Below are 13,814 nucleotides of genomic sequence, written 5' to 3' on the forward strand. Positions count from 1 at the left end.
GAATTATTTTGCCGGCAACCCCGGAAAATGAGGCTGCGTTAAATGACGATTCATGATTTTGAGCACAAGTTGTTGGGACTGATAGACGGCATGGTGGCCACGGCGACCGACGATGAGCTGTTTGCCGGGGGTTATCTGCGCGGCCACATCTCGCTGGCGGTGGCGCGGGCCGAGCTGGAAGGCAAGACCCTGGTGCGGGATGTAAAGAGTTATGTGCTGCGCAGCCTGAACGAGGCGATCCTGCAGGGTGAACTCTCCGAGCAGGATGAGAAGCTGGTGCAGGCAATGTGGATTCGTTTGCAACAACAAGCAGAAGCTTGATCGGTTACACAGTTCAAACAGAAGTTTGAGTTTATTCTTCCCTGAGGTTAGTGAAAGGTTAATAATAAGTTTCGCCTTTTGTTTCAGGGATTAAACTATGGCTTCCTCCTCGCGTATTGCCAATAAACTGCCGCTCGAAATGCTCTACCAATGGGAGCGGCAGTGTCCTGACCGAGTCTATCTGCGTCAAACCATCAACCGCGAATACCTGGACTTCACCTGGGGTGAGGTCGCTGACGAGGCCCGCCGCATGGTGACCGCGCTGCGTCAGCTGGGGCTGGTGGCCGGCGACAAGGTGGCGCTGCTCTCCAAGAACTGCGCCCAGTGGTTCATCGCCGACCTCGCCATGCAGATGGGGCAGTACGTGAGCGTGCCCATCTATCCCACCGCCAACGTCGACACCATCGAATACGTGCTGCGTCACAGCGAGGCCAAGGCGATTTTCGTCGGCAAGCTCGATGACTGGAAGAGCCAGGAGGCGGGGGTACCCGCCGAACTGCTGCGCATCGCCTTTCCCTATGACACCATGCCGGCGGCCCATCAGTGGGACGATCTGCTGGAGCAACACGAACCCATCCCGGACAGCCCGGTGCAGGCACCGGACTCCCTGCTGAGCCTGGTCTACACCTCCGGCAGCACCGGCAAGCCGAAAGGGGCCATGCTGAGCGTCGAGCGCTACGCCTGGTCGTGCGAGAAGCTGGTGGAGGCGGTCGGACTGTGCGAGCAGGACCGCGGCTTCTCCTACCTGCCGCTGGCCCACATCACCGAGCGGGTCTATGTCTATGGCGGCAGCCTCTATGGCCGCGCCGAGATCGCCTTCCCCGAGTCCCTCGATACCTTCATCGAGGACGTCAAGCGCTGCCGTCCCACCGTGTTCATCTCGGTGCCACGGCTGTGGGCCATGTTCCGCATCAAGATCCATGAGAAACTGCCCCAGAAGAAACTCGAGCTGCTGCTCAAGATCCCGTTCGTGTCGGGCCTCATCAAGCGCAAGCTGCAAAAGGGGCTGGGGCTGGATCAGGCGCGGGTGCTGGGCTGTGGCTCGGCGCCGGTGGCACCGGCCCTGCTCGAGTGGTACCACAGCATCGGTATCGAGATCACCGAGGCCTGGGGCATGACCGAGAACCACGCCTTCTCCACCCTCAACTACCCGTTTAGGGCCGACAAGATAGGCACGGTCGGCAAGGCGGGGCCGGGGGTCACCATCAAGATCTCCGAGGAAGGGGAGATCCTCTGTCGCTGCGAGGGGATGATGCTGGGTTACTACAAGGATCCCGAGCACAGCCGTGAAGCCATCGACGAAGAGGGCTGGCTGCATACCGGCGACATGGGCAAGCTGGATCGGGAGGGCTATCTCACCATCACCGGCCGCATGAAGGACGTGTTCAAGACCGCCAAGGGCAAGTATGTGGCGCCGGTGCCCATCGAGGGGCTGCTTGGCCAGGAGCCCATCATCGAGCAGTTGTGCGTGATTGGCTACGGCATGCCGCAGCCGGTGGCCCTGGTGCAGTTGGCAGAGAGCGCCATGAAGGGGGATCGCAATCAGGTCAACGCCCAGCTGGAGGCGGCCCGCAACCGGGTCAACGAGCAGCTGGAGTCCCACGCCAAAATTCGCGGCATCCTGGTGGTGAAGAGCCCCTGGAACATCGAAAACGGGGTGCTCACCCCGACCATGAAGATCCGCCGCCACCTGCTGGAGCAGAAGTATGCCGATCTCGGCGACGCCTGGTCCTCTTCCCAGAGCATCATCTGGGAGTCCTGACGGGGCCCGGCAGGCTTGCTGCTGAACACCACAAAACAACAAGGGGAGCCACTGGCTCCCCTTGTTGTTTCAGGCAACGGCAGGTCAGACAGCCTGATACTCCAGCTCGACCGAACCGAGCGCCTTGAGGGTGGCGCGGGCGGAGTCCTGCTGGCTGATCTGGCCATCCTTGCTCTCCAGCAGCACGGCGCGGCGGATGGTGGCGAGATCTTCGCCACCCAGCACTGCGTGGGCACAGGCCATCTGCATCGGTGGCAGGCTGGGGTTGAAGGCGGCGTTTTCGGCGTAGCGGCCGCAGAAGATGCGACCGTCGGCGAACTGCAGCGCTACCGCGGCATAGCCCTGGCTGTAGGGGGCGTAGCTCTGGCGGGCGGCGGCCAGCGCGGCCTGCCACAGCGGATCGTCGCTCACAAGCGTGAGCTCGTCATGGGCCTGCGGGCTCATCAGCGCGTCCGTGATGTCCAGATCCGCCGGGCCGAACGAGTGGGGCAGGAAGGATTGCAGCGCGCTCAAGTCATCCGGCAGGGAGACCTTGAGAATCTTGGCGGTGCTCAGCTCGTTCATGAACTGGCGGCAGTGGCCGCAGGGGGTGTAGTTGACGGTGATTTCAGAGATGCCGGTCTCGCCACCCAGCCAGGCGTTGGAGATGGCGGACTGCTCGGCATGGACCGAGTGGAACAGACCTTGACCGGCAAACTCCATGTTGGCGCCGAAATACCAGTTGCCGCTCAGGCCGCAGGCGATGGCACCGACGAAGAACTTGGAGATGGGGGCCACCGAGCAGGCGGCGGCCAGCGGCAGCAGGGCCAGGCGCAGGGCGCGATCGTCAAGACCGGTGGCGGCCTTCAGCGTGGCGACCTGATCCGGGGTGAAGCGAGCCTGGAAATCATCGCCCAGCATGGGCAGCAGCGCCGCCTTGAGCGGGGCGGACAGGGTATCGAGTGGCTTGGCAAAACGGGGATGCATAGTGTGTCCTCAAAGGCCAATTGGGGGGCCATTGTAGGGAGCAAGCTCGGGCAAATGTGTGAGCGTGCTCACGCCCTGACGGGCAAACGGAGGGGGATGGTAATGGAAACGTTTGTCTTGTGCAAATTGTGCGGCAGGTCGCACATCGGCGGGCCCGCAGGCCCGCCATCGCGGAAAAGGGTGCTCTTCAGCTCAACCAGTGGTAAATGGCAAACAGCAGGGGGGCCACGGCGGCGGTGAGGATGCCGCACACCACCATGGCCAGCGAGGCAAAGGCACCCTGGGTGATGCCCTGCTCGGCGGAGGTGGCGGTGCCGATGGCGTGGGCGCAGGCCCCCATGGCCAGCCCCTGGGCTTCGGGGTCGGTGACCCGCATCAGTTTGAGCAGGGGGAAGCCGATCAGGGCGCCGACGATCCCGACCACTACCACCACGGCGGCGGCGATGGCGGGAATGCCGCCTAGGGACTGGCTGACGCTCATGGCGAGCGGCGTGGTGATGGATTTGGTGGCGAGAGAGGCCAGCAGTGCCGGATCGGCGCCCATAAAATGACCGATCAGCAAGGTAGTGCAGACCGAGATCAAGACCGAGCTCAGGGTACAGATTAGGATGGGCTTGAGCCTGGCCTGGATCTGGCGGGCCTGCTGATAAAGGGGCAGTGCCAGCGCCACCACCGCCGGCTCCAGCAGTGCCGTGATGGGGCGGGTGCCGCTCTCGTACTGCTCCAGCGGCAGATCGAACCAGAGCAGCAGGCCGATGATGACGGCGGTGGGCACCAGCACCGGGTTGATGATGGGCCAGGGCAGCTTGCGATAGAGGGCCCGCGTGGCGAAATAGAGCGCCAGGGTCAAGGGAATGGCCAGCCAGAAGATCATTTGTTCATCCTCTGGTAGAGGCGGCCGACGGTGCCGAGGATCAGCACGATCCCGAGCACGATGCAGAGCATGATGAGGCCGAAGGATTGACGTAGAGGTTCCAGCCAGGCCACCAGCCCGACTGCCACCGGCACGAACAAGACCCCCATGTGGCGCAGCAGCAGGCCGGCGCCCTGCTCAACCCAGTGCAGTTTCACCAGCTGCAGGGAGAGCAGCACGAACAGCAGCAGCATGCCGATGATACTGCCGGGGAAGGCGAACGGCAGGATGGCTGCCAGGGTTTTGCCCGCCAGCAGGCAGGCGACGATGACCAGAAAGTCACGAAGGTACAGCAAGGCACGTTGCGCGATCACAGGAGCCCCATCTTGGTAACGGTGAACTAAGGAATACGCCAGTCTACCAGAGAGGCCGGGTCGCGGCATTAAAACAATAACAGCTGAAATCAGTTCGTTTGAGGCTGATTTAATTGAAGATTTTCAGATAGAACCCTTTTCGAACCACAAGGAGTCGCCATGACATCTCTCTTGTCCCGCCTGCGCCAGCTGGCGGACGACCACCATCTGCCCCCTTCGTTGCTGCAAACCCGCCAGTGGGAGGGGCCCCTGTGCCGGGTGCGGCTCGACAACACCGGCGGCAGCGAGGCCCGGGTCGGGCACTGGACGCTGTTTGACGGCAAGCTCGGTCTCTCGCCCGCGTGCGCCATCTACGGCGAAGGCTTCCAGATGCTGGCCCAGACCATGGGCAGCTGGCAAGCGCCGCAGCCGGTCGGCCGTTGCCCCGATGCCGGTGTCTATCGCATCACCGATGATCAGGGTTGTCACACGGTACACAACCTGCTGCTGGTGGAGCATGACAAGGGCTGGTTGCTGCTCGCCTTTGCCAGTTGTCAGCGCTTTGGCGGGGAGTTTCGGCTCTACCCCGATGGCCGGCTGCAGATCCTGATGAATGGTGAGGGGCGTGCACTCCCTGCCGGCCAGTTCTGGCAGAGCGAGGCGCTGCTCTGCCTCGAAGGGAAAGATCGTGAGGCGCTGCTGGCCGAACTGGCGCAGCGGATCGAGGCCGAGCATGGCTCGCTGATCGGCCAGGTTGGCGAACGCCCCAGCGGCTGGTGCTCCTGGTATCACTACTACGCGGACGTGAGCGCCGCCGACATTCGCGAGAACCTGCAGGTGCGTGCCGAGCGTTTCCCGGCGCTGCGCTACGTGCAGATTGACGACGGCTATCAAGCCAAGATGGGCGACTGGCTCACCCCGTCGGCCAAGTTCGAGCAGGGGGTGGCCTCCCTGGCTGCCGAGATCAAAGGCGCCGGCTGCGAGCCGGCGCTCTGGGTGGCCCCCTTTATCGCCGAGCCCGGCTCCCAGGTGTTTCAGGATCACCCCGACTGGTTCGTGAAGGGGGATGACGGGCTGCCGCTGCCCTCCGAGCGGGTTACCTACGGCGGTTGGCGCTGTACCCCCTGGTATGTGCTGGATGGCACCCACCCCGAGGTACAGGCTCACCTCGAGCGGGTGTTTCGTACCCTGCGCGAGCAGTGGGGCATCCACTACTTCAAGCTCGACGCCAACTTCTGGGGGGCCATCCACGGCGGCCGCTTCCACGACCCGGCCGCCACCCGGGTGGAGGCCTACCGACGCGGCATGGCCGCCATCCTGCGCGGAGCGGGCGAGGGGGCCTTCCTGCTCGGCTGCAACGCCCCCATCTGGCCAAGCCTCGGCCTGGTGCATGGTATGCGGGTGAGCGATGACGTGGAGCGCAATGGCCATCGCTATCGCCAGATCGCTCGCGAGGCCTTCTGCCGCGCCTGGCAGAACGACCGACTGTGGGCCCTCGATCCTGACTGCATCTGCCTGCGGGATCTGCCGAGCCAGCAGGCGAGCCCTGCCGAGTACCGCTTTCATCTGGCGGCGCTGGTGGCAAGCGGCGGCATGATGCTGGCCGGGGACAGGCTGCAGGATCTCGACGAGGTGCAGGCGGCGCAACTGCGCAAGCTGCTCGAGCTTTGCGCGGCGCGCGCCCCTGGCGCCCGTTTCGAGTCGATGGATTTTGCCTGCGGCGAGGTGAGCCTGCCCGGGGGCGGCACCCTGCTCTGCCTCTTCAACTGGGAGGCGCAGCCTCAGGAGTTCCTGTTGCCGGCAGGCGGCGAAGATTTCTGGGATGAGGGGGCCGTCGGTACCGCGCTCACCCTGCAGGGGGGCGAGGGGCGGGTGATCCGCTACCGCTGAGCGGGCTGGCAATCATGATTCAGGCTCCCACGGGAGCCTGAATGTATTGCGAAAGGCGCTGCTATGCCGGGGTCAGTAACGCCACTCGAAGCCGATGGCGTAATTGGCGGCGCCATAGCCCGGGATCTCGTTGCTGGAGAGCAGGGCCTTGAAGGTGAGCTGCGCAGTGAGCGGAATGCCGAGCCCCATGCCGAGGGCCACCTCGTCGTTGGTGTTGCCCATCATGTCGGCCCGGATCATCCGATAGAGCGACATGTCCTGGCTCATGTGCACATAGCTCTGGGAGGCGCGGTTGTAGAGCTGGCCGAACACTTCCAGCTGGAAACCGGCCTGGGGGGTGATGGCCAGCGGCACGCCGACGAAGTTGTAGAGATCGGAGCGATTGAAATAGCTGTTGGTGATCTGGGGGGTAAAGTCGGTCTGCTGATAGAGGCGGCTGAAGTTGCTCTCGATCAACTGATAAGTCTGCTGCGGCAACTGCAACAGGTAGTCGGGGACATCAAAACGCACACCCGCCATGCTGGCCGATGGCAGCAGGGCGCAGATGAGCAAACCAAAACCGGATAATCCTGAACGCATCGGATGCGGCATCCCCAAGGGTCGATAGGCCAACCGGCCGTTAGTGCAATGTTAGCGCACAAATAATTGAAACATCAGGAGTCTTTGCTCCCCTTCCCATTATGTCGCGGGGCGGGGGAGCGTACAGTCATTTAACCGTGAGGCGGGTCACATCTCACAGATTTTCGAGGTAGTGATAGAGGCTCTTGAGGATGGCAAAGTTCCGTTCGTTACCCTGATTCTGCTCGGCCAGTTCCTCGAGGCGCGGTACATAGTCGGGCAGACGGCGGCTGAAGTAGTCGCTGCAGTGCAGCCGCCAGCGCTTTTGCTCCGCTTCGCTCAAGGTGTGTGGCCAGTTGCGGGCACGGTAGCGGAACAGCATCTCCGGCAGCCGTGAGTCGGTGAAGGCAAACTCCCGCTCACCCAGCAGATCCGCCGGGGTGGCGCGCACCAGATCCATGGTGGACTTGTCGCCGTGACCGAAGAAGCCGGCGTAGAGCTGGGTATCCGGGTCGCCGTCATTGTTGCCGGCAAACTCCTGATTGAACACTTCCACCAGTTTTTCCCGCACTTCGGGGTGGGCGCGCAGCAGATCCAGGCTCTTGCGGCACTGCTCCCGGTCGATGCCAAGCTGGTCGGCACGCTCCGCCGTCAGGGTGGCGGCCGGCGCCAGCACCGGGCACTTGTTGATGTGCACCAGCTTCACCGGAATACCGGCCAGATCCCCCAGCTCCTCTTTCTTGGTGTAGAGGCGCTCTCTGATCTCCTCACTGGTGAGCTCGATGAGCGGGGTGGGGTCGCGGGTCAGATCTACCATGATCACCGCATTCTGGTTGCTGGGGTGCCAGGCGAGCGGCGATACCCAGCTTGCACACCCCTGCCAGGGGGAGAACATGCCGGAGACGTGCACCAGCGGCTTCATGGTCACCACGTCGATGAGGGCCTTCACCTTGTTCTTGTTGCGAAGATCAAACAGGTAGCCAAACAGCTTGGGCTGGGCCTTTTTCACCAGCTTGGCCATCTCGATGGTGGCCAGCACGTCGGAGAGCGCATCGTGGGCGTTGGCGTGGGCCACGCCGTTGGCGACGGTGAGCTTCTCCAGCTTGAAGCTTGGCTTGCCCTCTTCATCAAACGCCCACTCGATCCCCTCCGGGCGCAGGGCGTAGCAGGCGCGCAGCATGTCGAGAATGTCCCAGCGGGAGTTGCCGTTCTGCCAGGCGTAGGCATAGGGGTCATAGAAGTTGCGATAGAGGGTGTAGCGGGTCACTTCGTCATCGAAGCGGATGCTGTTGTAGCCCAGCACGCAGGTGCCCGGGGTGGCGAACTGCTCGTGGATCTGACGGATGAAATCCGCCTCGCACAGCCCGTCCTTCATCGCTTTTTGCGGCGTGATGCCGGTGATCAGGCACGCTTCCGGCTCCGGCAGATAGTCAGCGGGCGGCTTGCAATAGATGACCAGCGGCTCGCCGATGAGGTTGAAATCCCCGTCGGTACGAATGCCGGCAAACTGCGCCGGTCTGTCCTTGGCCGGACTGATGCCGAAGGTCTCGTAGTCGTGGAAGTAGAAGGTCGGCTCGCTGCCGGCGTGTGCTGTTTTGCTCATGTTGCTCGAGAGGGATATCCGATGACGGTGGCGCCTGGCGCCAGGGTGGGGGTGCCATGCACCTCGGTTGCCTGCATGGTAAACCATAGCGCAGGCAGAACGAAGGGCAGACCAGCCGGCTGCCGCTTTATTGGGCAGGCAGGCGTCAGTGGCAGGAGAAAAAGAGGTGCGGGGGAGAGAGTACAAAGAGACAGCCCCGTTGACGGGGCTGTCCAGGTTTTCTGGTGGGGTGCTCAGTGACAGAGCTTGTAGTAGACCTCGTTCCACTGCAGGGTCTGCTTGAGTTCGGGGATGCGGGTGTGCTTGTCGATCACCACAAACTCGATACCCATGAGGTCGGCGAAGGTGCGCAGCTGCTCTATGTCTACCGACTGGGTGAACACCGAGTGGTGGGCGGCCCCGGCCAGGATCCAGGCCTCGGCGCTGGTCTGCAGGTCCGGCATGGGCTGCCACAGGGCGCTGGCCACCGGCAGTTTCGGCATGGCCTCTGGCAGGTCCACCACTTCCAGCTGATTGACCACCAGCCGGAAGCGGTTGCCCAGATCGATCAGGCTCGCATTGACCGCCTTGCCGGCGGGGGCCGCAAACAGCAGGCGGGCCGGGTCGGCCTTCTTGCCTATCCCTAAGTGCTGGGCATCCAGCACGGGTTTATCGGCGGCGATGGAGGGGCAGACCTCCAGCATGTGGGCCCCCAGCACCAGGTTGTTGCCCGCCTCCAGGTGGTAGGTGTAGTCCTCCATGAAGGAGGTGCCGCCCGCAAGACCGGTTCCCATCACCTTGAGGGTGCGCAGCAGGGCGGCCGTCTTCCAGTCTCCTTCCGCACCAAAGCCGAAGCCTTGCTGCATCAGGCGCTGACAGGCGAGCCCCGGCAGCTGGTGCAGGCCGTGAAGGTCTTCAAAGGTAGTGGTGAAGGCGCCAAAGCCGCCGTCGGTGAGGAATTTCTTCATCCCCAGCTCCTGGCGCGCCGCCTCATAGAGGGAGGCGCGAAGCACCCCACCCGCCTGCACCGCCTCGGTCAGGGTGTAGCTCTCTTCGTATTCGGCCAGCAGAGCCTCGATGTCGCTTGCGGGCACGGCGTCGATCACCTTCACCAGATCGCCGACCGGGTGGTAGTTCACCTGATAGCCGAACTGGATCTGGGCCTCAATCTTGTCGCCCTCGGTGACCGCCACGTTGCGCATGTTGTCGCCAAAGCGGGCGATCTTGAGGTGGCGGCTGTCGTGAATGGCGGCGGCGACCCGCATCCAGTTGCCCAGCTTGCGGTGGGCCTCTTCATCCTGCCAGTGACCGACCACCACGGTGCGCGGCAGCCGCAGCCGGGCCCCCATGAAGCCGAACTCACGGCCGCCGTGGGCGGTCTGGTTCAGGTTCATGAAGTCCATGTCGATCTCGCTCCACGGCAGATCCCGGTTGAACTGGGTGTGGAACTGCAGCAGGGGTTTTTGCAACTGGCTGAGGGCCGGGATCCACATCTTGGCGGGGGAGAAGGTGTGCATCCACACCATGAGCCCGATGCAGCGCTGATCGTGGTTGGCATCGCGAGCTATCGCGCTTATCTCGTCGAGGGTGGTGCCGGTGGGCTTGAGCACTATCTTGACCGGCAGGCCGGCGCGCTCGTTGAGCTGGCTGGTGATGGTGTGGGCGTGATCGGCCACCTGCTTCAGGGTGGCGGCGCCATACAGGTGCTGGCTGCCGACCAGGAACCACACTTCCAGCTGTTTCATCAATTCCATCTTGGTGTCCTCTTTATGCTTTTGTCTGGCCGTAATAGGCGTGTTTGCCATGTTTGCGCTGGTAGTGCTTCTCCAGCAGGTAATCGGGCAGGGGGCGCGCGGCGGGGTTGATCTGGCCGGTGAGCCAGGCCATGCGGGCCACCTCTTCCAGTACCACGGCGTTGTGTACCGCGTCCTCGGCGCTCTTGCCCCAGCTGAAGGGGCCGTGGTTGGCCACCAGCACCCCCGGCATGGTGAGAATGGGGGTCTGCTTGAGGGTCTCGACGATGAGGTGACCGGTCAGCCCCTCGTAATCCTCCTCCACCTCACCCGGGGTAAGCAGGCGCGAGCAGGGGATCTCGCCGTGGAAGTAGTCGGCCTGGGTGGTGCCGAAAATGGGGATGGGGCGCCCCGCCTGGGCCCAGGCGGTGGCGTGGGTGGAGTGGGTGTGTACCACGCCGCCAAGCTCCGGATAGGCGCGATAGAGCACCAGGTGGGTGGCGGTATCGGAGGAGGGGCGCAAGGCACCTTCCACCTGCTTGCCCGCCAGATCCAGCACCACCATGTCTTCGAGCAGCATCCGCTCATAACTGACGCCGCTTGGCTTTATCACCACCAGGTTGCGCTCTCGGTCGATGCCGCTCACGTTGCCCCAGGTGAAGGTCACCAGCTCGTGGCGCGGCAGATCCAGGTTGGCGACGAGCACCTGCTCCTTGAGCATCTTGAGATTCATGCCGGCACCCCCCGGTTGTAGAGCGGCTCGGCGGCGGCGCCCCAGGCGAGGTAGCGCTGGTAGAGGCGCTCGTATTCGGTGACCCGCTCAGGGTCAGGCTGGTGGGTGCGCTCCACGGCGCTCGCCATGTGGTGCTGGGCCTTGGCCACATCGCCGTGGATCCCGGCCGCCACGGCGGCAAAGATGGCCGCCCCTAGGGCGCAGCACTGATCCGAGGCCACCACCTGGATGGGCCTGTTCATCACGTCGGCGCAGGTCTGCATCACGGTGGCGGACTTGCGGGCGATGCCGCCAAGGGCGATCACCTGCTCCACCGGCACCTGCTGGTGGGTCATGCACTCCATGATGCTGCGGGCCCCGAAGGCGGTGGAGGCCACCAGGGCCCCGAACAAGTCGGGCGCATTGGTGCCGAGGTTGAGCCCGGTGACTGTGCCCTGCAGGCGCTGGTTGGCGTAAGGGGTGCGGCGACCGTTGAACCAGTCGAGCACCACCGGCAGGTGGGCGAGGTCCCGCTGCTGCTCCCAGGCGGCGGCAAGGCTTGGCAGCAGCTCCCGCTTGTGGGCCTCGATGGCGGTGCGCAGCTCCGGATACTGGGCAGCGAGGCTCTCCAGCGGCCAGCCGAGCTGGCGCTGATACCAGGCATAGATGTCGCCGAATGCCGATTGTCCCGCCTCCAGCCCCACCATGCCCGGCACCACGCTGCCGTCCACCTGGCCGCAGATCCCGGCAATGGCGCGATCACCGATGGTGGCCTCGTCGGTGATCAGAATGTCGCAGGTGGAGGTACCTATTACCTTGACCAGCGCATTGTTGCCGGCCCCGGCCCCCACCGCCCCCATGTGGCAGTCAAAGGCGCCGCCGGCGATCACCACTTCACAGGAGAGATGCAGCCGCTCCGCCCACTCCGGGGTCAGGGTACCGACCGGCAGATCGGCGGTCCAGCTGTCGGTAAAGAGCGGGTAGTCGAGATCCTCGGTCAACAGCGGATCCAGTGCGTTGAGAAACTCGGCGGGGGGCAGGCCGCCCCAGCTCGGGTGCCAGAGGGACTTGTGGCCGGCGGAGCAGCGCCCGCGCCGGATGTCGGCCGGGGCCTGGGTACCGCTCAGGATGGCGGGAACCCAGTCGCACAGCTCGATCCAGTTGCAGGCGGCGGCGCGCACCGCTGCGTCAGCGCGGGAGACGTGCAGGATCTTGGCCCAGAACCACTCGGAGGAGTAGACCCCGCCGATGTAGCGACTGTAGTCGGGGAACTGGCCGCAGTGGCACAGGGCGGTGATGGCCTCGGCCTCCTCGATGGCGGTGTGATCCTTCCACAGCACGAACATGGCGTTGGGGTTGTCGGCAAATTCCGGACGCAGGGCCAGCACACGCCCTTCCTCGTCGATGGGGGCTGGCGTCGAGCCTGTGCTGTCCACCCCGATGCCGCGCACGGCGGCGCGCTGACTCGGGGTGAGCTGGCTCACCACCGCCACCACCGCCTGCTCCATAGATTCCAGATAGTCGAGGGGGTGGTGGCGAAACTGATTGGTGACCGGCTGACAGTAACGACCGGCCTGCCAGCGCGGGTAATAGACGACCTGGGTTGCCAGCTCGGCGCCGTCGTGGCAGCGCACGGCGAGTGCCCTGACCGAATCGCTGCCGAAATCGAGTCCGATGGTGATCTGCTCGGACCTGGGGTGCTCAGACATAAGTGCTCCTGACCATCAATGAGGGGTGACTGGTGAGGAACCATAGGAGATGGACTGGACGGGCGGTTAGCCATTGGCTGCTGGAAATATGGATTTAAACGCTATGCCGGCAAGAGGGTGACGGCCATCGAAGATCGGCTATGTGATTATTTTGCTGAAAACATAGACAAAACGGCTGCAATTTCATGGCGTGATCCTGCTCTCCATTTTTCCATGTGAAAACGATTACAACTTGGTTCGCTCAACTAGCAACAACAATAACGTCCTGTTTAAGCATGTTTTTATATGGCTGCGACTTGATTGACTCAAAGAGCAGCACTGCGTGGATACATGGATTGATTGAACACCTGGAGACACTCGCATGAACAAAATCGTTAACAGCATGATCGCAATGGGGTTTGCCCTTGGTATGGCAAATTCTGCTTTCTCGGCCGAGGCACTGAAGCTGGGCTACCTGGTCAAACAGCCGGAGGAGCCCTGGTTCCAGACCGAATGGAACTTCGCCGACAAGGCGGGCAAGGATCTCGGCTTCGAGGTGATCAAGATCGCCGTCCCCGATGGCGAGAAGACCCTCAATGCCATCGACAGCCTGGCAGCCAACGGTGCCAAGGGCTTCGTCATCTGCACCCCGGATCCCAAGCTCGGGGCCGCCATCATGGCCAAGGCCAACAGCATGGATCTGAAGGTCATTACGGTGGACGACCAGTTCGTCAACGCCAAGGGCCAGCCCATGGAGCAGGTGCCGCTGGTGATGATGGCCGCCACTAAGATTGGTGAGCGCCAGGGCCAGGAACTCTACAAGGAGATGCAAAAGCGTCAGTGGGACGTGAAGGCGACCGGGGTGCTCGCCATCACCGCCGACGAGCTCGACACCGCCCGTCGCCGGGTCGAAGGCTCCCTGAGCGCGCTCAAGGCCGCCGGTTTCCCCGAGGGGCAGATCTACCGCTCACCCACCAAGGCCAACGACATTCCGGGGGCGCTGGATGCCGCCAACTCCATGCTGGTGCAGCACCCCGAGGTGAAGAACTGGCTCATCGTCGGCATGAATGACAACACTGTGCTCGGCGGCGTGCGCGCTACCGAAGGGCAGGGCTTCAAGGCCGAGAACGTCATCGGCATCGGCATCAACGGGGTGGATGCGGTGAACGAACTCTCCAAGTCCAGCGCCACCGGCTTCTTGGGCTCCCTGCTGCCAAGCCCGGACGTGCACGGTTACAAGAGCATCCAGATGCTCCATGACTGGGTGGTCAACGGCGCCGAACCGGCCAAGTTCACCGAGGTGACCGACGTGGTGCTCATCACCCGCGACAACTTCAAGGTCGAGCTGCAGAAGAAAGGTCTGTGATTGACGCCATCTAAACCCTGACACCGAGAC

General features: G+C 63.4%; 12 protein-coding genes. 4 read left to right on the plus strand and 8 right to left on the minus strand.

Annotated elements, in window-relative coordinates; all coding sequences use genetic code 11:
* Positions 1-42: 42 nt before the first annotated feature.
* Together AHA_RS09550 and AHA_RS09555 are read left to right on the plus strand one after the other, a co-directional pair.
* On the plus strand, positions 43-321 hold the full coding sequence (locus AHA_RS09550; protein ID WP_011705767.1) for a YfcL family protein: 279 nt from the start codon (positions 43-45) through the stop codon (positions 319-321).
* 97 nt (positions 322-418) lie between these two features.
* A complete protein-coding gene (locus tag AHA_RS09555) occupies positions 419-2,083 on the plus strand; it encodes an AMP-binding protein (RefSeq protein ID WP_011705768.1) in 1,665 nt (554 codons plus the stop codon).
* Positions 2,084-2,167: 84 nt separating this feature from the next.
* Here the strand turns inward: AHA_RS09555 and cdd are convergent, their stop codons facing one another.
* The 3 genes from cdd to AHA_RS09570 all read right to left on the minus strand — a co-directional run bounded on the left by cdd (position 2,168) and on the right by AHA_RS09570 (position 4,276).
* Complete coding sequence (cdd, locus tag AHA_RS09560; protein ID WP_011705769.1) at positions 2,168-3,049, minus strand: cytidine deaminase; 882 nt, start codon at positions 3,047-3,049, stop codon at positions 2,168-2,170.
* 187 nt (positions 3,050-3,236) lie between these two features.
* Positions 3,237-3,923 (minus strand): LrgB family protein, encoded by a 687-nt coding sequence (locus AHA_RS09565; RefSeq protein ID WP_011705770.1) that lies wholly within the window; start codon positions 3,921-3,923, stop codon positions 3,237-3,239.
* A complete protein-coding gene (locus tag AHA_RS09570) occupies positions 3,920-4,276 on the minus strand; it encodes a CidA/LrgA family protein (protein ID WP_011705771.1) in 357 nt (118 codons plus the stop codon). The genes AHA_RS09565 and AHA_RS09570 overlap by 4 nt, the downstream gene beginning before the upstream one ends.
* 159 nt (positions 4,277-4,435) lie before the next feature.
* Between AHA_RS09570 and AHA_RS09575 the strand changes: the two genes are divergently transcribed.
* The gene (locus AHA_RS09575; RefSeq protein WP_011705772.1) at positions 4,436-6,145 is read left to right on the plus strand and encodes a glycoside hydrolase family 36 protein; all 1,710 of its coding nucleotides are present in this window, start codon (positions 4,436-4,438) and stop codon (positions 6,143-6,145) included.
* Between the two features lie 72 nt (positions 6,146-6,217).
* Here AHA_RS09575 and AHA_RS09580 read toward each other — a convergent pair whose 3' ends face one another.
* The 5 genes from AHA_RS09580 to AHA_RS09600 form a co-directional block, all read right to left on the minus strand.
* Positions 6,218-6,724 (minus strand): hypothetical protein, encoded by a 507-nt coding sequence (locus tag AHA_RS09580; protein WP_039214596.1) that lies wholly within the window; start codon positions 6,722-6,724, stop codon positions 6,218-6,220.
* 154 nt (positions 6,725-6,878) lie between these two features.
* Positions 6,879-8,306: an exodeoxyribonuclease I gene (gene sbcB / locus AHA_RS09585; protein WP_164927607.1), complete on the minus strand. Its 1,428-nt coding sequence runs from the start codon at positions 8,304-8,306 to the stop codon at positions 6,879-6,881.
* 233 nt (positions 8,307-8,539) lie between these two features.
* A complete protein-coding gene (gene araA / locus AHA_RS09590; protein ID WP_011705775.1) occupies positions 8,540-10,039 on the minus strand; it encodes an L-arabinose isomerase in 1,500 nt (499 codons plus the stop codon).
* A 13-nt stretch (positions 10,040-10,052) separates the two neighbouring features.
* Positions 10,053-10,751 carry an L-ribulose-5-phosphate 4-epimerase gene (locus AHA_RS09595; protein ID WP_011705776.1) on the minus strand — a complete coding sequence of 233 codons (699 nt, stop codon included), beginning with the start codon at positions 10,749-10,751 and terminating at the stop codon, positions 10,053-10,055.
* The gene (locus AHA_RS09600) at positions 10,748-12,439 is read right to left on the minus strand and encodes a ribulokinase (RefSeq protein ID WP_011705777.1); all 1,692 of its coding nucleotides are present in this window, start codon (positions 12,437-12,439) and stop codon (positions 10,748-10,750) included. Before AHA_RS09600 ends, AHA_RS09595 begins: the two co-directional genes overlap by 4 nt.
* 361 nt (positions 12,440-12,800) lie before the next feature.
* On the opposite strand from AHA_RS09600, the gene AHA_RS09605 reads away from it, so the two are divergent.
* On the plus strand, positions 12,801-13,784 hold the full coding sequence (locus tag AHA_RS09605) for an arabinose ABC transporter substrate-binding protein (RefSeq protein WP_011705778.1): 984 nt from the start codon (positions 12,801-12,803) through the stop codon (positions 13,782-13,784).
* The last annotated feature ends 30 nt before the right edge of the window (positions 13,785-13,814 follow it).

The organism is Aeromonas hydrophila subsp. hydrophila ATCC 7966 (assembly GCF_000014805.1).
GTDB classification, from domain to species: domain Bacteria; phylum Pseudomonadota; class Gammaproteobacteria; order Enterobacterales; family Aeromonadaceae; genus Aeromonas; species Aeromonas hydrophila.

Bases quoted from the DNA above. Each gene is read 5' to 3' on its own strand.
- AHA_RS09550 (WP_011705767.1), top strand. From the start codon at position 43: ATGACGATTCATGATTTTGAGCACAAGTTGTTGGGACTGATAGACGGC.
- AHA_RS09555 (WP_011705768.1), top strand. From the start codon at position 419: ATGGCTTCCTCCTCGCGTATTGCCAATAAACTGCCGCTCGAAATGCTC.
- cdd (WP_011705769.1), bottom strand. From the start codon at position 3,049: ATGCATCCCCGTTTTGCCAAGCCACTCGATACCCTGTCCGCCCCGCTC.
- AHA_RS09565 (WP_011705770.1), bottom strand. From the start codon at position 3,923: ATGATCTTCTGGCTGGCCATTCCCTTGACCCTGGCGCTCTATTTCGCC.
- AHA_RS09575 (WP_011705772.1), top strand. From the start codon at position 4,436: ATGACATCTCTCTTGTCCCGCCTGCGCCAGCTGGCGGACGACCACCAT.
- AHA_RS09580 (WP_039214596.1), bottom strand. From the start codon at position 6,724: ATGCGTTCAGGATTATCCGGTTTTGGTTTGCTCATCTGCGCCCTGCTG.
- sbcB (WP_164927607.1), bottom strand. From the start codon at position 8,306: ATGAGCAAAACAGCACACGCCGGCAGCGAGCCGACCTTCTACTTCCAC.
- araA (WP_011705775.1), bottom strand. From the start codon at position 10,039: ATGGAATTGATGAAACAGCTGGAAGTGTGGTTCCTGGTCGGCAGCCAG.
- AHA_RS09595 (WP_011705776.1), bottom strand. From the start codon at position 10,751: ATGAATCTCAAGATGCTCAAGGAGCAGGTGCTCGTCGCCAACCTGGAT.
- AHA_RS09600 (WP_011705777.1), bottom strand. From the start codon at position 12,439: ATGTCTGAGCACCCCAGGTCCGAGCAGATCACCATCGGACTCGATTTC.
- AHA_RS09605 (WP_011705778.1), top strand. From the start codon at position 12,801: ATGAACAAAATCGTTAACAGCATGATCGCAATGGGGTTTGCCCTTGGT.